At 67.7% G+C, this 17,120-nt stretch carries 15 protein-coding genes; 14 read left to right on the forward strand and 1 reads right to left on the reverse strand.

Annotated features, from left to right (window positions below; all coding sequences use genetic code 11):
• Positions 1–38 precede the first annotated feature (38 nt).
• The 14 genes from CFB45_RS20880 to CFB45_RS20945 all read left to right on the forward strand — a co-directional run bounded on the left by CFB45_RS20880 (position 39) and on the right by CFB45_RS20945 (position 13,904).
• On the forward strand, positions 39–1,115 hold the full coding sequence (locus tag CFB45_RS20880) for an aromatic ring-hydroxylating dioxygenase subunit alpha (RefSeq protein ID WP_089427170.1): 1,077 nt from the start codon (positions 39–41) through the stop codon (positions 1,113–1,115).
• Positions 1,108–1,878 carry an SDR family oxidoreductase gene (locus CFB45_RS20885; protein WP_089427171.1) on the forward strand — a complete coding sequence of 257 codons (771 nt, stop codon included), beginning with the start codon at positions 1,108–1,110 and terminating at the stop codon, positions 1,876–1,878. Before CFB45_RS20880 ends, CFB45_RS20885 begins: the two co-directional genes overlap by 8 nt.
• A gap of 37 nt (positions 1,879–1,915) precedes the next feature.
• Complete coding sequence (locus CFB45_RS20890; protein WP_039344094.1) at positions 1,916–2,443, forward strand: cupin domain-containing protein; 528 nt, start codon at positions 1,916–1,918, stop codon at positions 2,441–2,443.
• 18 nt (positions 2,444–2,461) lie between these two features.
• A complete protein-coding gene (locus CFB45_RS20895; protein WP_089427172.1) occupies positions 2,462–3,358 on the forward strand; it encodes an alpha/beta fold hydrolase in 897 nt (298 codons plus the stop codon).
• Positions 3,355–4,212, forward strand: coding sequence for an IclR family transcriptional regulator (locus tag CFB45_RS20900; protein WP_089427173.1), 858 nt, complete (start codon positions 3,355–3,357; stop codon positions 4,210–4,212). The genes CFB45_RS20895 and CFB45_RS20900 overlap by 4 nt, the downstream gene beginning before the upstream one ends.
• Complete coding sequence (locus CFB45_RS20905; protein WP_089427174.1) at positions 4,209–5,006, forward strand: SDR family oxidoreductase; 798 nt, start codon at positions 4,209–4,211, stop codon at positions 5,004–5,006. The genes CFB45_RS20900 and CFB45_RS20905 overlap by 4 nt, the downstream gene beginning before the upstream one ends.
• Positions 4,999–6,666: a thiamine pyrophosphate-binding protein gene (locus tag CFB45_RS20910; RefSeq protein ID WP_089427175.1), complete on the forward strand. Its 1,668-nt coding sequence runs from the start codon at positions 4,999–5,001 to the stop codon at positions 6,664–6,666. The genes CFB45_RS20905 and CFB45_RS20910 overlap by 8 nt, the downstream gene beginning before the upstream one ends.
• Positions 6,659–7,486 carry an aspartate dehydrogenase gene (locus CFB45_RS20915; RefSeq protein ID WP_089427176.1) on the forward strand — a complete coding sequence of 276 codons (828 nt, stop codon included), beginning with the start codon at positions 6,659–6,661 and terminating at the stop codon, positions 7,484–7,486. The genes CFB45_RS20910 and CFB45_RS20915 overlap by 8 nt, the downstream gene beginning before the upstream one ends.
• Before the next feature lie 72 nt (positions 7,487–7,558).
• Positions 7,559–9,049 (forward strand): aldehyde dehydrogenase, encoded by a 1,491-nt coding sequence (locus CFB45_RS20920; protein ID WP_089427177.1) that lies wholly within the window; start codon positions 7,559–7,561, stop codon positions 9,047–9,049.
• An 18-nt stretch (positions 9,050–9,067) separates the two neighbouring features.
• The gene (locus CFB45_RS20925; protein ID WP_089427178.1) at positions 9,068–10,030 is read left to right on the forward strand and encodes a VOC family protein; all 963 of its coding nucleotides are present in this window, start codon (positions 9,068–9,070) and stop codon (positions 10,028–10,030) included.
• The gene (locus CFB45_RS20930; RefSeq protein WP_089427179.1) at positions 10,027–11,271 is read left to right on the forward strand and encodes an NAD(P)/FAD-dependent oxidoreductase; all 1,245 of its coding nucleotides are present in this window, start codon (positions 10,027–10,029) and stop codon (positions 11,269–11,271) included. The genes CFB45_RS20925 and CFB45_RS20930 overlap by 4 nt, the downstream gene beginning before the upstream one ends.
• Before the next feature lie 30 nt (positions 11,272–11,301).
• Positions 11,302–12,702 (forward strand): MFS transporter, encoded by a 1,401-nt coding sequence (locus CFB45_RS20935; protein ID WP_089427180.1) that lies wholly within the window; start codon positions 11,302–11,304, stop codon positions 12,700–12,702.
• Between the two features lie 170 nt (positions 12,703–12,872).
• Positions 12,873–13,424, forward strand: a complete 552-nt coding sequence (locus CFB45_RS20940; RefSeq protein WP_089427181.1) for a GNAT family N-acetyltransferase — start codon at positions 12,873–12,875, stop codon at positions 13,422–13,424.
• A gap of 66 nt (positions 13,425–13,490) precedes the next feature.
• Positions 13,491–13,904: a PPC domain-containing DNA-binding protein gene (locus tag CFB45_RS20945; protein WP_089427182.1), complete on the forward strand. Its 414-nt coding sequence runs from the start codon at positions 13,491–13,493 to the stop codon at positions 13,902–13,904.
• A gap of 168 nt (positions 13,905–14,072) precedes the next feature.
• On the opposite strand, the gene acnB is transcribed toward CFB45_RS20945, so the two are convergent.
• Positions 14,073–16,658: a bifunctional aconitate hydratase 2/2-methylisocitrate dehydratase gene (gene acnB / locus CFB45_RS20950; RefSeq protein WP_089427183.1), complete on the reverse strand. Its 2,586-nt coding sequence runs from the start codon at positions 16,656–16,658 to the stop codon at positions 14,073–14,075.
• Between the last annotated feature and the right edge of the window lie 462 nt (positions 16,659–17,120).

Below are 17,120 nucleotides of genomic sequence, written 5' to 3' on the forward strand. Positions count from 1 at the left end.
ACCGCCGACCCGACGACAACCGCATCCGGAGCACACTGATGACGTCCCCCGAACAACACGCAGCACAACACGACCCGGTCCGTGCCTATCTCGACCGCGGCATCAAGAACTACTGGTATCCCGTCGCGCCGAGCTGGCAGGTGTCGAATGCACCGGTCGGCCTCACGCGCCTGTCCGAGCAGATCGTGCTGTGGCGCGATCACGACGGCAAGGTCCACGCGCTCGAGGATCGCTGCCCGCACCGCGGCGCACGCCTGTCGCTCGGCTGGAACCTCGGCGGCAACATCGCGTGCTGGTATCACGGCATCGAAGTCGACGGCGGCGGCACGGTCAACCGCGTGCCGGCCGTATCGAACTGTCCGCTCGAAGGCACGAAGTGCGTGAAGTCGTATCCGGTCGAGGAGAAGGCCGGCGCGATCTTCCTGTGGTTCGGCGACGAAGCGCACGGCGAGCCGGCGCCGTTGAACCTGCCCGAGGAACTGGTCGACGACGCGTACGGCCACTTCCTGTGCGTGTCGAACTGGAAGTGCAATTACCAGTACGCGATCGACAACGTGATGGACCCGATGCACGGCGCGTACCTGCATGCCACCTCGCACTCGATGGCCGAAGGCGACAAGCAGGCCGACATGCGCGTGCGCAAGACGGAAACGGGCCTGATGTTCGAGAAGATCGGCCAGCGCGACGTGAACTTCGACTGGGTCGAGCTTGGCGAAACGGGCTGCCTGTGGATGCGCCTCGCGATCCCGTACAAGCAGAAGTTCGGCCCGGGCGGCAACTTCGGGATCATCGGCTTCGCGACGCCGGTCGACGGCGACAACTGCCAGGTCTATTTCTGGCGCACCCGCAAGGTCAGCGGCTGGCAGCGCGACGTGTGGCGCTTCATGTATCGCAACCGCCTCGAGGGCCTGCACTGGGACGTGCTCGAGCAGGACCGCTACGTCCTCGAAAGCCTCGCGCCGAATGCGCGCGATCACGAATACCTGTACCAGCACGACGTCGGCATGACGCGCGTGCGCCGGATGCTGCGTACCCGTGCGCAGGAGCATCTTGCGGCGCTCGACGCACATCGCGCGGCGCAGGCGCAGGTCGCCTCGGAGCCGGCAAATGGCTGAGCGCGCTCCGGTCGTGTCGCTCACGGGGCGCCGCGTGCTCGTGACGGGTGGCGCGCGCGGGCTCGGCGCGGCGTTCGTGAAGGCGCTCGTCGAAGCGGGCGCGCAGGTCGCGTTCGGCGACGTGCTGGCCGACGAAGGCCGCGCGCTGGCCGCGCAACTCGCCGAAGCCGGCCATGTCGTGCATTGCTTCGCGCTCGATCTCGCCGATCCGGCGAGCGTCACCGCGTTCGTCGCGCAGGGCGCGGCGGCGCTCGGCGGCATCGACGCGCTGATCAACAACGCGGCGATCACGAACTCGGGCGGCAAGCTGTCGACCGAGCTCGACGTGTCGACCTGGGACGCCGTGATGAACGTAAACGTTCGCGGCGTGTGGCTCGTCAGCAATGCGGCGCTGCCGTATCTCGCGCAGTCGGGCCGCGGCGCGATCGTGAACCTCGCGTCGGACACCGCGCTGTGGGGCGCGCCGAAGCTGCTCGCGTACGTCGCGAGCAAGGGCGCGGTGATCGCGATGACGCATGCGCAGGCACGCGAGTTCGGCGCGCACGGCGTGACGGTCAATGCGATCGCGCCGGGGCTGACCGAAGTCGAGGCGACCGCCTACGTGCCGGCCGAGCGCCACGCGTTCTACCTGCAGGGCCGCGCGCTGACGCGTGCGCAGGTGCCCGACGACGTGACGGGCCCCGTGCTGTTCCTGCTGTCGGACGGCGCGCGCTTCGTGACGGGTCAACTGCTGCCGGTGAACGGCGGCTTCGTGATGAATTGATTGAATTGAAGTTTTCACTCTGATGAAGGAGAGGACGATGGCGGACGCCGATCTCGAACGCAAGTCGTGGGACCAGCCGGAAGGCGCAAGCTTCAACGACTGGATGGAAGGGCGCGTGGCGCGCTACGCAACCCGTCGCTACGACTGGGACGCACTGAAGTTCCAGGCCGACTACGACCCGAAGTACCGCCGTGCGCAGATGCGCTACGTCGGCACGGGCGGCACGGGCGTCGCGAAGGACGTCAACACGGTGCCGGCCGGCGGCTTCACGTTCTCGACGATGGTCATCCCGGCCGGCAACATCGGCCCGAGCCACATCCACATGGACGTCGAGGAAATCTTCTTCGTGCTGCGCGGCAAGATGAAGGTGATCTGCGAGCGTGACGGCGAGACGTGGGAAGCGATCCTCGGCGAGCGCGACCTGATCTCGGTGCCGCCGGGCGTGTATCGCACGGAAATCAACATCGGCGAGGAAGATGCGCTGATGTGCGTGATGCTCGGTTCGCCGAAGCCGGTCACGCCGACCTATCCGCCCGATTCGCCGCTCGCGAAGATCAAGCGCTGAGACGGAGCGGGTGAGGCAATGAGTGTCATCGACAAACGTGAACGCGACCGCACCGCGGCGTTCGCCGCGCTGCTCGGGCAGTTTCCGGAACAGCGTTGCGCGGCCGGCGCGGCGGGCACGATCGGTTATCGCGAGGCCGGCGCGCAGCATGCAGGCCGTGCGCTGCCCGTCGTGCTGCTGCACGGCATCGGCTCGGGCGCCGCATCGTGGGTCCGCCAGCTCGACACGCTCGGCGCATCGCGGCGCGTGCTCGCGTGGGATGCGCCCGGTTACGGCGTGTCGACGCCGGTGCACGGCGCGTCGCCGACCGCCGCCGATTACGCGGCATCGCTGAACGCGTGGCTCGAGGCACTCGGCATCGAACGCTGCGTGCTGGTCGGTCATTCGCTCGGCGCGATCATCGCAGGCGGTCTCGCCCGCGTGATGCCCGCGCGGATCGCCGGCCTGCTGCTGGTGTCGCCCGCGGGCGGCTACGGCAGCGCACCGGCCGAAACACGCGAATCGCGCCGCGACGCGCGGCTCGCGATGCTTGCCGAACTCGGCCCGGCCGGGCTTGCCGAGCAGCGCAGCAGCAACATGCTGTCCGGTTTCGCGAACGAGGATGCGCGTGCGTGGGTGCGCTGGAACATGGCGCGCATCGTGCCGGCCGGCTACGCGCAGGCCACGCATCTGCTCGCGAACGCCGATCTCGCCACCGATCTCGCCGGCTTTCGCGGCCGCACGGCCGTGGCCGTCGGCGCGAACGACGCGATCACGCCGCCCGCCGCGTGCGAGCGGATCGCCGCGGCCGCGCACGTCGGGCTGCAGGTGATTCCGCAAGCAGGCCATGCCGGCTACGTGGAAGCACCGGCTGTCTATTCCGCACTGATCGACACGTTCTGCCGTCAGTGCGACCAACAGCGGGGACTGGCATGAACGAACCGCTGCAACAACCCGAACTCGAAAGCGGCAAGGCCGAAGCCAGCTACGTGGTCCCCGGCCTTGAACGCGGGCTGCGGATTCTCGCCGAATTCTCGCCGCGCGAGCCCGTGCTCGGCGCGCCCGAATTGTCGAAGCGGCTCGGCATTCCGCGCACGACGGTATTCCGTCTGCTGCAGACGCTCGAATCGCTCGGCTTTCTCGAGCGCGCGGACAAGGATCGCAACTACAAGCTCGGCATCGCCGTGCTGCGGCTTGGCTTCGAATACCTGAGCTCGCTGGAGCTGACCGATCTCGGCCTGCCCGTGATCGAAAGCCTGCGCGATGCGACCGGCTTCACGACGCACATCGTGATCCGCGATGGCCGTGACGTGGTGTTCGTCGCGAAGGCGCAGAGCCAGGCGCCGGTGTTCAGCTCGATCCGCGTGAACGTCGGCACGCGCTTGCCCGCGCATGCGACGACGCACGGCCACGTGCTGATGGGCGACCTGTCGCTGAAGGAGCTGCATGCGCTGTATCCGGAAGGCGCGCTGAACCGGATGACGAACGCGACGCCGGAAACGGTCGACGCGCTGTACGAAGTGATCCGCGAGGATGCGCTGCGCGGCTACGGCGTCAGCAATTCGTCGTTCGAGCGCGGCATCTCTGTGGTCACCGCGCCGGTGCGCAACGAGACGCAGAAGATCGTCGCGTGCATCACCGTGACGGTGCCGAGGCCGGAAATCGACGCGGCGCTGATCGCGGACGGCCTGATCGACAAGGTGCAGCGCGCGGCGGCGGAACTGTCGCGGCGGCTCAATTACCGCTCGGATGACGAGCACACGTTTCTCAAGGCATTAGGACTCCGATGATTCAGATCGATCTGACCGGGCAGGTGGCGGTGGTGACGGGCGGTTCGTCCGGCATCGGCCTGGCGACCGCCGAACGGTTCCTGCAGGCGGGCGCGTCGGTCGCGATTTGCGGCCGCGACAGCGAGCGCCTCGCACGCGCCGAAGCGATGCTCGTCGAAAAGTATCCGGGCGCGCAACTGCTCGCCGCGCGCTGCAACGTGCTCGACGAAGCCGACGTGGCTGCTTTTGCGCAAGCCGTATCGGCGCGCTTCGGCCGTGCCGACATGCTGGTCAACAACGCCGGCCAGGGCCGCGTGTCGACCTTCGCCGACACGACCGACGACGCATGGCGCGAAGAACTCGAGCTGAAGTATTTCAGCATCATCCGCCCGACGCGCGCATTCCTGCCGCTGCTGCGCGACGCGCAGGCGCCGACGATCACCTGCGTGAACTCGCTGCTCGCGCTGCAGCCGGAGCCGCACATGGTCGCGACGTCGTCGGCGCGCGCGGGCGTGCTGAGCCTCGTGAAGTCGCTCGCGACCGAACTCGCGCCGCAGCGCATCCGCGTGAACTCGATCCTGATCGGCATCGTCGAGTCGGGCCAGTGGCGCCGCCGGTACGAAACGCAGGCGCAGTCCGGCGAGAGCTGGGAGGACTGGACGGGCGCGATCGCCCGCACGAAGAACATTCCGCTGAACCGCTTCGGCAAGCCTGACGAGGCCGCCTGGGCACTCTTTTATCTCGCAACGCATCTGTCGTCCTACACGACGGGCAGCCATATCGACGTTTCTGGAGGCTTTGCACGCCATGTCTAAAAAAACCACGGTTGGCGAGCTGATTGCCGCCTTTCTCGAGCAGTGCGGCGTGAAGACCGCATTCGGTGTCATCTCGATCCACAACATGCCGATCCTCGACGCGATCAACTCGCGCGGCAACATCCGGTATGTCGGTGCACGTGGCGAAGCCGGCGCCTTGAACATGGCCGACGGCCTGGCCCGCGTGTCGGGCGGCCTCGGCGTCGCGTTCACGAGCACGGGCACGGCGGCGGGCAACGCGGCCGGCGCGATGGTCGAGGCGCTGACGGCCGGCACCGCGCTGCTGCACGTCACGGGGCAGATCGAGACGCCGTACCTCGACCAGGATCTCGCGTACATCCACGAAGCGCCGGACCAGCTTTCGATGCTGCATTCGATCTCGAAGGCCGCGTTCCGCGTGCGCACCGTCGAAACCGTGCTGCCGACGATCCGCGAAGCCGTGCGCATCGCGCAGACCGCGCCGACGGGCCCCGTGTCGGTCGAGATTCCGATCGACATCCAGGCCGCTGAAATCGAATGGCCGGAAGACCTCGCGCCGGCACACGTCGCGGTGCGCGAGCACGACACCGCCCGCGTCGCGAAGCTGGCCGATGCCCTCGCGGCCAAGCGCCGCCCGCTGCTGTGGCTCGGCGGCGGCGCGCGCCAGGCACGCGCGGAAGTCGAACGCCTCGTGAAGCTCGGCTTCGGCGTCGTCACGAGCGTGCAGGGCCGCGGCGTGCTGCCCGAAGATCACCCGGCGACGCTCGGCGCGTTCAACGTGCACGCGTCCGTCGAAGCGTTCTACAAGACCTGCGATGCGCTCGTCGTCGTCGGCTCGCGCCTGCGCGGCAACGAGACGCTGAAGTACAAGCTCGCGCTGCCGCAGCCGCTGTTCCGTGTCGACGCCGACGCGCTCGCCGACAACCGCGGCTATCGCAACGAGTTGTTCGTGCACGGCGATTCGAAGCGCGTGCTGGCCGAGCTGGCCGACCAGCTCGAAGGCCGCCTGTCGGTCGATCCGCAGTTCGCGGCCGATCTCGCGGCCGCCCGCGAGCAGGCGGTGGCCGACGTGTCGAAGGGCCTCGGGCCGTACAAGCAGCTCGTCGATACGCTGCAGGGCGCGGTCGGTCGCGACTACAACTGGGTGCGCGACGTGACGATCTCGAACAGCACGTGGGGCAACCGCCTGCTGAAGATCTTCGAGCCGCGCTCGGGCGTGCATGCGCTCGGCGGCGGCATCGGCCAGGGCATCCAGATGGGCATCGGCGCGGCGCTGGCGGATGCGGCGGCGAAGACGGTCTGCCTCGTCGGCGACGGCGGCCTGATGGTCAACGTCGGCGAGCTCGTCACGGCCGTGCAGGAAAACGCGAACGTGATGATCGTGCTGATGAACGACCAGTGCTACGGCGTGATCCGCAACATCCAGGACGCGCACTACGGTGGTCGCCGCTGCTTCGTGCAGCTGCACCAGCCCGATTTCGCGCAGTTCTGTGCGAGCTTCGGCCTCACGCACTACCGGATCACGTCGCTCGACGACGCGGAAGCGATCGTGCGCGAAGGGATGGCGAAGGCAGGCCCCGTGATGGTCGAGGTCGACATGCTGTCGGTCGGCGCGTTCGCGTCGAACTTCGCAGGCCCGCCGGTCAAGAAGGAAGAGCCGTCGGAGCGCCAATATGCTTAACGGGCACAAGCGGGCTCACGCCCCCGTCGACGTCGCGATGATCGGCTTCGGTGCGATCGGCGCGGCCGTGTACCACGCGGTCGAGCACGATGCGTCGCTGCGCGTCGCGCACGTGATCGTGCCGGAACACCAGCGCGCGGCGGTGCAGGGCGTGCTGGGCGGCGCGGTGGAGGTCGTGTCGTCGGTCGACGCACTGGCCCGCCGCCCCGAGTTCGCGCTCGAATGCGCGGGCCACAGCGCGCTCGTCGATCACGTCGTGCCGCTGCTGAAGGCCGGCACCGATTGCGCGGTCGCGTCGATCGGCGCGCTGTCCGATCTCGCGCTGCTCGACGTGCTCGCACAGGCGGCCGACGAGGGCGACGCGACGGTCACGCTGCTGTCCGGCGCGATCGGCGGGATCGACGCGCTGGCGTCCGCGAAGCAGGGCGGCCTCGACGAAGTGCTGTACGTGGGCCGCAAGCCGCCGCTCGGCTGGCTCGGCACGCCCGCCGAGGAGCTGTGCGACCTGCGTGCGATGACCGCGGAGAAGGTGATTTTCGAAGGCAGCGCGCGCGACGCAGCGCGCCTGTATCCGAAGAACGCGAACGTCGCGGCCACCGTCGCGCTCGCGGGCCTCGGCCTCGACGCGACGCACGTGCGCCTGATCGCCGATCCGGCGGTCGAGCGCAACGTGCACCGCATCACCGCGCGCGGCGCATTCGGCGAGATGTCGCTGGAAATGAGCGGCAAGCCGCTGCCCGACAACCCGAAGACGTCCGCGCTGACGGCGTACAGCGCGATCCGCGCGCTGCGCAACCGCGCGGCCCGCTGCGTGATCTGACCGGGCCCTTGAATGCCTGCCCGCGCCACCGCGAGGGTGGACGTGCAGAGACAGATTTGTGGGACTTGTGACATGACTCCTTTCGATACGAGCCTCGTACCCGACGGCAACATCCTGATCGGCGGCGAATGGCGGCGCGGCCGTGGCGCGCCTTACGCGAGCATCTATCCGGCCGACCAGTCGCTGAACATGGAAGTGTCGACCGCGAATGCGGACGACGCGGCCGAAGCCGTCGTGGCCGCCGATGCCGCATGGCGCCGCGCCGACTGGGCCGGGCTGAAGCCGCACCAGCGCGCGCAGGTGCTGTACCGCATCGCCGATCTGATCATGCAGCGCCATGAGGCGCTCGCGAACCTGCAGCGCCGCGACAACGGCAAGCCGATCGGCGAGACGCGCGTGCTGGTGGCGAGCGCCGCGAACACGTTCCGCTATTTCGCGGCGTGCCTTGAAACGCTCGACGAGGAACTGACGCCGTCGCGCGGCGATTACCTGACGATGAGCGTGTACGAGCCGATCGGCGTGATCGCGGCGATCACGCCGTGGAATTCGCCGATCGCGTCCGATGCGCAGAAGCTCGCGCCGGCGCTGGCGGGCGGCAATGCGGTGGTGCTGAAGCCGGCCGAAGTCACGCCGCTCGTGTCGCTCGCGCTGGCGCGCATCTGCGAGGAAGCGGGCGTGCCGAAGGGCGTGCTGAGCGTGCTGCCGGGCAAGGGTTCGGTGATCGGCGACGTGCTCGTGCGTCATCCGCTGGTGAAGAAGGTGTCGTTCACCGGCGGCACCGAAGTGGGCCGCGGCATCGCGCGCATCGCGGCCGAGAAGCTGATGCCCGTGTCGCTCGAACTCGGCGGCAAGTCGCCGACCATCGTGTGCGACGACGCCGATCTCGACCACGCGGTCAACGGCGTGCTGTACGGCATCTTCAGCTCGTCGGGCGAAGCGTGCATCGCGGGCTCGCGGTTGTTCGTGCAACGTTCGGTGTACGACGAATTCATGAAGCGTTTGGTGGCCGGCGCACGCAAGCTGCGCGTGGGCGATCCGACGCGCCCCGACACGCAGATGGGGCCGTTGATCACCGCGAAGCATCGCGAATCGGTGGAGCGCTACGTGGCGCTCGGTCTCGAGGAAGGCGGCCGCCTGCTGTGCGGCGGCGAGCGGCCTGCGGGCGACGGGCGCGAGGACGGCTTCTTCTATCAGCCGACGATTCTCGAAGGGCTGCCGAACAGCGCGCGCATCTGCCAGGAAGAAATCTTCGGCCCGGTGCTCGTCGCGATGCCGTTCGACGACGAAGCGTCGCTGATCGCGCAGGCGAACGACAGCGTGTTCGGCCTGGCGGCCGGCATCTGGACGCGCGACTACAAGCGCGCATGGCGCATCGCACGTGCGCTGGAGACGGGCACCGTCTGGATCAACACGTACAAGCTGTTTTCGATCTCCACGCCATTCTCGGGCTGGAAGGAGAGCGGGATGGGGCGCGAGAAGGGGCGTCTCGGCATCCGCGAGTACATGCAGCAGAAGAGCCTCTACTGGGGCTTGAACGACGCGCCGCTGCCGTGGGCGAACTGAGCGAAGGGGAATGACGCAATGAGCATTTTGGGAATCGAGCAGATCACGTACGGCGTCGACGACCTCGCGACCTGCCGGCGCTTTTTCGCCGACTGGGGGATGAAGGAAGTCTCGCACGACGACACGCGCGCACGCTTCGAGACGCTGAACGGCTGCACCGTGCTGGCCGTCAAGGCCGACGATCCGTCGCTGCCGCCCGCGTTCGAAGCGGGCCCGACGCTGCGGGAAGTCACGTGGGGCGTCGCGACGCGGCAGGAACTCGACGCGCTGCGCACGAAGCTCGCCGGCCAGCCCGGTTATTACGCGCAGGACGATGCGGTCGGCTGCATCGACCCGAACGGGATGGCGATCCGCATCGAAGTTACGCGCAAGCGCGCACTCGACATCAAGGGCTCGCCGTCGAACGTGTGGGGCCAGACGCTGCGCGTCGACCAGCCGAGCCCGATCTATGCGCGCGCGGAGCCGGTCGAGGTCGGGCACGTGGTGTTCTTCACGAACTGCCTCGACGCGCAGGAAAAGTTCTATCACGACCTGCTGGGCTTCGAGACGTCCGACCGTTATCCGGGGCGCGGCGCGTTCATGCGCTGCGCGCCGCACGGCGGCCACCACGACCTGTTCCTGCTCGCGCTGCCGAACGGCAAACGTGGCCTGAACCACGTCGCCTTCACCGTGCGCGACATCCACGAGGTGTTCGGCGGCGGCATGCACATCGACCGCTGCGGCTGGGAAACGCAACTCGGCCCGGGCCGCCACCCGGTGTCGTCCGCGTACTTCTGGTACTTCCAGAACCCGGCCGGCGCGCTGATCGAGTACTACGCGGATGAAGACGTGCTGACGCCCGAATGGCAGCCGCGCGAGTTCGAGCCGGGCCCGACCGTGTTCGCCGAATGGGCGGTCGACGGCGGCCTCGACGGCAACACGCGCCGGCAGAAGAACGCGAAGGCGCCGGAAGGGAAGTTCATGACGGAGCGCAAATCATGAGCGAAGGGAACGCACAGGAGCATGCCGCGCCCGGCACGGTCGTCGTGATCGGCGGCGGCCAGGCCGCCGGCTGGGTGTTGAAGACGCTGCGCGCGGAAGGCTTTGCGGGCCGCCTCGTGATGATCGCCGATGAACCGCATCTGCCGTACGAGCGCCCGCCGCTGTCGAAGGCCGTGCTGGCCGGCGACGCCGACATCGAAACCGTGCGCGTCGTGCGTCCGGACGAATTCGACGCGCTGAACGTCGAGGCGTGGCAGCCGGAGCGCGCCGCATCGATCGACCGCGCACGCCGCGTCGTGACAACCGAAAGCGGCCGCGAGATCGAGTACGACCGCCTCGTGATCGCGACCGGCGGCACGTCGCGCCGCTTGCCGGACGCACTCGTGAGGACCCCGAACCTGCATTACCTGCGTACGCTCGACGAAGCGGCCGCGCTCGGCGAGAAGCTGCGTGCGAGCCGGCGCGTGCTCGTGATCGGCGGCGGCTGGATCGGCCTCGAAGTCGCGGCGACCGCGCGCAAGCTCGGCGTCGACGCGGTGGTCGTCGAAGGCGCGCCGAGGCTGTGCGGCCGCTCGGTGCCGCAGATCGTGTCGGATTTCCTGCTCGACCTGCACCGCGCGAACGGTGTCGACGTCCGCCTCGGCGCGGCACTTGCGTCGCTCGACGCGCAGCCGGACGACGCGTCGAAGGTGCGCGCGACGCTCGCCGACGGCACGACGATCGACGCCGATTTCGCGGTGGCCGGCATCGGCCTCGCGCTGAACGCGTCGCTCGCGGGCGACGCGGGGCTGGCGATCGACGACGGCATCGTCGTCGACGAATTCGGCGCGACCAGCGACCCGGCGATCTTCGCGTGCGGCGACGTCGCGAACCATCTCAACGGCTGGCTGAAGCGGCGCGTGCGGCTCGAATCGTGGGCCAACGCGCAGAACCAGGCGATCGCGGCGGCGAAGGCCGTGCTCGGCGTGCGCGCCCCGTACGCGGAGATTCCGTGGTTCTGGTCCGATCAGTACGACGTGAACCTGCAGATCCTCGGTGATCTGCCGGCCGATGCGCAGCTCGTCGTGCGCGGCGATCTTGCCGCGCGCCGCGCGACGCTGTTTTTCGTGGGCGAAGGACATGTGAGAGGTGTCATCGCCGTCAACAACGCACGTGAGCTGAAGCTCGCGCGCAAGTGGATGAACCAGGGCCGGGCAGTGGATACGGAAGCCCTGGCAGACACGAGCAGGACACTGGCCTGACCGGGCGACGAGACACAGGAGACTCCCCGCATGAGCACTTTCGACAACGTCGTGGCCGGTCGCGCCACGATGGAAGCTGCCGCCTCCACGCCCGGCGCGATCATCGCGCGGCTCGAGCGGCTTCCCGCCAACGCGATGCAGATCCGCGCGCGCGTGCTGATCGGCACCGCGACGTTCTTCGACGGCTTCGACGTGATCACGATCGCGGCGACGCTGCCGCTGCTGATTCACAAATGGGGGCTGTCGCCGACACAGATCGGCATGCTGATCGCGTCCGGCGCGATCGGCCAGCTGATCGGCGCGTTCCTGTTTCCCGCGCTGGCGGAGAAGCACGGCCGCGTGAAGGCGATCGCGTGGAGCTCGGCCGTGATCGGCATCACGAGCATCGCGTGCGGCTTCGCGCCGACCTTCGAGATCTTCGTGCTGCTGCGGATTTTGCAGGGCCTGGGTCTCGGCGGCGAGTTGCCGGTTGCCGCGACGTACATCAACGAGATCACGCGCGCCCATGGCCGCGGCCGCTTCGTGCTGCTGTACGAGATCGTGTTCCCGATCGGCCTGCTCGTGTCGATGGCGCTCGGTGCGTGGCTGGTGCCGCGCTTCGGCTGGGAAATCATGTACTTCGTCGGCGGGTTGCCGCTGATCCTGTCGCTGGTGCTCACGCGCCTCGTGCCGGAATCGCCGCGCTGGCTCGCGTCGCGCGGGCGGCTCCCGGAAGCCGGACGGGCGGTCGGCGTGTTCGAAGCGTCGGTGCGCGGCGAACTGCCGCCGGTCACGCAGGCGGCGGCGTTCGACGAGATGGTGCGCCAGCATCCGAAGCGCAAGATGAGCGACCTGTTCAGCGCCGCGTATCGCAAGCGCACGCTCGCGGTGGCGACGTTGTGGGCGACCTGCGGGTTCATCCAGTACGGGCTGTCGACGTGGCTGCCGACGATTTACAAGAACTTCTATCACGCGCCGTTGCAGCTCGCGCTGAACCTCGCGGTGATCGGCTCGGTGATGGGCGTGCTCGGGTCGCTGGCGTCGGCGCTGCTCGTCGACAAGCTCGGCCGCAAGCCGGTGATCGTGTGGTCGTTCGTGCTGTGCGCGCTGTCGCTGGCGTTCGCGGGCTTCTATCACGCGTCGTCGGTGTATGTCGTGTCGATCTTCTGCTCGCTGTCGCTCGGGTTGATGGCGTCGGGGTTCATTACCGCGTACGTCTATACGCCGGAGCAGTATCCGACGAGCATCCGCGCGTCGGGCTGCGGGCTCGGCAGCGCATGGCTGAAGATCGCGTCGTTCGTCGCGCCGATGGTGGTGCCGCACGCGATCATCGGCGGCAACCTCGCGCCGGCGTTCTACCTGATCGGCGTCGTTCCGTTGATCGCGGCGGTGACCGTGCACTTCGTCGGGATCGAGACGAAGGGCAAGGTGCTGGAGGCGCTCGAAGCGTAAGCGCTGGCGGCGGTAACGGATGAGGTGAGTAGGTCCGGGCGATGCCCGGGCCTTTTTGTTGGGCGGCGGTCCGATTGCTGCGGAGGGGCGGGGCGTGCGGATGCACGAAATGGCCGACTTGCGCCGTGCATGTTCTAATTCACGATCCCGTTTTTTGACCGACCGTCGCCATGCCCCTGTTCGAACCCGTCACGCTGCATACTTCCGGCCTCGTCCTGCGGCCGCTGCGCGAAGCCGACGCGCATGCCTTCTTCGAGATCTGGTCGGATGCGGAGGCGATGCGCTATTTTTCATTCTCGCCGATGACGCAGATCGAGCAGGCCGAAGCGCGCGTCGCGCGCAACGTGCAGACGTCCGCGAGCGGGGAGAGCCTGACCTGTGTGCTCGAATCGCGGGAAACCGGTGAGGCGCTCGGCGAATGCGCGCTGTTCCATGCGAACGAGCAATGCCGGCGCGCCGAGATCGGCTTCAGCTTGCGGCGAAAGTACTGGCGCGGCGGATACATGCGCGAGGCGGCATCGGCCGTGATCGATCACGCGTTCGGCACGCTGCGGCTGAACCGGCTCGAAGCCGATATCGATCCGCGCAACGTCGCGTCTGCGGGGCTGCTCGAACGACTGGGCTTCGTGCGGGAAGGGCTGCTGCGCGAACGCTGGATCGTCGGCGACGAAGTGTCGGACAGCGCGCTGTACGGGTTGCTGGCGAGCGATCGGCGCGGGTGACTTGCCGGATTCACGGCGCGAACGTACCCTTGGTCGACACCATCCTCCATCGGCAGGTGCTCGACCATGCAAGCCCACCCTCTGCGTCTTTCCCCCGGCGACGACCTGCGCGCGTCGATCGAGCATGCATTGCGTCAGCACGACGCGCACGCGGCATTCGTGATCCAGGGCATCGGCAGCCTGAGCGTCGCGCAGCTGCGCTTTGCCGGGGCCGACGTGCCGACCGAGTTGCGCGATGACCTCGAAATCCTGACGCTGGCCGGCTCGGTATCACCGGACGGTGCCCACTTGCACATGGCCGTTTCCGATGGGGTCGGCCGCGTGTCGGGTGGCCATGTGGCCAGCGGCTGCGTGGTGCGCACGACCGCCGAGATCCTGCTGGCCGTGCTGCCCGGGCATCGCTTTGCGCGCGAACCCGATCCGCACACCGGCTTCAACGAACTGGTGATCCGCCGCGAACCGGGTGGCGAGGACGCGTGAGCGTCGCGACGCAGCGGCAGAAACGCCGGTCATCGCGGCTTTCCCGCTATCTCCGGAGAGGCTTGTTTCGAAACCGCATAAAAAAATGGCGCCGCGGGCATTCAGCCTGCGACGCCATTGCGCGGCGAGCTGCGACGTCAACCACCCGTCGCAGCGCGCTCCGCGTGCTTACATCTGCACGGTGTCGGCCACTTCCTTGAAGTCTTCGATCTGGTCGAAGTTCATGTACTTGTAGATCTGGTCGCCGTTCGCGTTGAGCACGCCCATGTCGGCCATGTACTCTTCCTTGGTCGGGATCTTGCCCAGGCGCGAGCAGATCGCCGCCAGTTCCGCCGAGCCGAGATACACGTTCGTGTTCTTGCCGAGACGGTTCGGGAAGTTGCGGGTCGACGTCGACATGACCGTCGCGCCTTCGCGCACCTGAGCCTGGTTACCCATGCACAGCGAGCAGCCCGGCATTTCGGTACGCGCACCGGCCGTGCCGAACACGCCGTAGTGGCCTTCTTCGGTCAGCTGCTTCTGGTCCATCTTGGTCGGCGGCGCGACCCACAGCTTGACCGGGATGTCGCGCTTGCCTTCGAGCAGCTTCGACGCGGCACGGAAGTGACCGATGTTGGTCATGCACGAGCCGATGAACACTTCGTCGATCTTCGCGCCTGCGACGTCCGACAGCGTCTTCACGTCGTCCGGGTCGTTCGGGCATGCGACGATCGGCTCGTGGATGTCGGCGAGGTCGATCTCGATGACGGCCGCGTACTCCGCGTCGGCATCCGGCGACAGCAGTTGCGGGTCGGCCAGCCACTGCTCCATCGCCTGGATACGGCGCTGCAGGCTGCGCGGATCCTGGTAGCCCTGCGCGATCATCCACTTCAGCAGCGTGATGTTGCTGTTCAGGTACTCGATGATCGGTTCCTTGTTCAGATGCACCGAGCAACCGGCTGCCGAACGCTCGGCCGACGCATCCGACAGCTCGAACGCTTGCTCGACCTTCAGGTCGGGCAGGCCTTCGATTTCGAGGATACGGCCCGAGAAGATGTTCTTCTTGCCTTGCTTGGCGACCGTCAGCATGCCTTGCTTGATCGCGTACAGCGGAATCGCGTTGACGAGGTCACGCAGCGTGACGCCCGGCTGCATCTTGCCCTTGAAGCGGACCAGTACCGATTCCGGCATGTCCAGCGGCATCGTGCCGGTGGCGGCCGCGAACGCGACCAGGCCCGAACCTGCCGGGAAGCTGATGCCGATCGGGAAGCGCGTGTGCGAATCGCCGCCGGTGCCGACGGTGTCGGGCAGCAGCATGCGGTTCAGCCACGAGTGGATCACGCCGTCGCCCGGGCGCAGCGCGATACCGCCGCGCGTGCTGATGAAGTTCGGCAGCGTCTGGTGCGTCTTCACGTCGACCGGCTTCGGATAAGCGGCGGTGTGGCAGAACGACTGCATCACGAGGTCGGCCGAGAAGCCGAGGCACGCGAGATCCTTCAGTTCGTCGCGGGTCATCGGGCCCGTGGTGTCCTGCGAGCCGACCGAGGTCATCTTCGGTTCGCAGTACGTGCCCGGGCGCACGCCCTGGCCTTCCGGCAGGCCGCAGGCGCGGCCGACCATCTTCTGCGCGAGCGAGAAGCCCTTGCCGCTGTCGGCCGGCTGGTGCGGCAGGCGGAACAGCGTCGACGGCGCGAGGCCGAGCGCTTCACGTGCCTTCGCGGTCAGGCCGCGGCCGATGATCAGCGGAATGCGGCCGCCGGCGCGCACTTCGTCGAACAGCACGTCGGACTTGACCTGGAATTCGGCGATGACCTTGCCGTCCTTCAGCGCCTTGCCTTCGTACGGACGCAGTTCGACCACGTCGCCCATTTCCATCTGCGACACGTCGAGCTCGATCGGCAGCGCGCCGGCGTCTTCCATCGTGTTGTAGAAGATCGGGGCGATCTTGCCGCCGAGGCACACGCCGCCGAAGCGCTTGTTCGGGACGAACGGGATGTCTTCGCCGGTGAACCACAGCACCGAGTTGGTGGCCGACTTGCGCGAGGAGCCGGTGCCGACCACGTCGCCCACGTAGGCGACCAGGTGACCCTTTTCCTTCAGCGATTCGATGAACTTGACCGGGCCGCGCTTGCCGTCTTCTTCCGGCGTGATGCCCGGGCGTGCGTTCTTCAGCATCGCCAGCGCGTGCATCGGGATGTCCGGGCGGGTGGTGGCGTCCGGGGCCGGCGACAGGTCGTCGGTGTTGGTTTCGCCCGTCACCTTGAACACGGTGATGGTCAGGCTTTGCGGCACTTCCGGACGGCTCGTGAACCATTCGGCGTCGGCCCAGCTCTGCAGCACGGCCTTCGCGTGCGCGTTGCCCTTGTCGGCGAGTTCCTTGACGTCGTGGAACTGGTCGAACATCAGCAGGGTTTTCTTCAGTGCGTCAGCGGCCACGGCGGCGACGGCTTCATCGGACAGCAGCTCGATCAGCGGCTGGATGTTGTAGCCGCCCAGCATCGTGCCGAGCAGTTCGGTCGCGCGTTCGCGCGAGATCAGCGGGCAGGCGGTCTCGCCCTTGGCCACGGCGGCCAGGAAGCCGGCCTTCACGCGGGCGGCTTCGTCGACGCCGGCAGGCACGCGATGGGTGATCAGGTCGAGCAGCGTCTGCTCTTCGCCGGCGGGCGGGTTCGTCAGCAGTTCCACCAGTTCGGCGGTCTGCTGAGCCGTCAGCGGCAGGGGAGGAATACCGAGCGCGGCGCGGGCGGCCACGTGAGCACGAAAGTTTTCAAGCATGGGGAGACCTGCTGATATTGCGTTTGAGGGGAAGGCCTTGCCGGCACTCCGGGGCTGTTCCAGACACTGCTTTGCAGCGGGATTCTAATCTCAATGATCTTTAACGTCAAATGTCTTATGTCTTATATAAGAGTTGAGGTTGGCGCGCGGGGAGTCGGTCGTTTCGGACGTGTGGCGGAGGCGCGGATGGGCGTGCGTGCGGGCCAGGTGTCGCGGGTGGTTCCGGTTGCCGCCGGGACGCGTGGAGGGCGGTGGGGCTGTGGGGCGGTGGTGGGCTCGACTGCGCCCCGGGATCGTCCGTTCGCATCAGGTGCTTCCGTCGCCTGCTTTGGCTGCAGTCATGTGAACCGGCGCGAACCGCTCGAGGTCGCGACCGGCGAGGTGTGCTACCGGTAATGAAGCATCAGGAACCCGGGTTGCCGGCGGCGCCATATATCTGCACAAGCACGCAAGAAACGTTAC

The sequence above is a fragment of the Burkholderia sp. HI2500 genome (assembly GCF_002223055.1).
Lineage (GTDB): Bacteria > Pseudomonadota > Gammaproteobacteria > Burkholderiales > Burkholderiaceae > Burkholderia.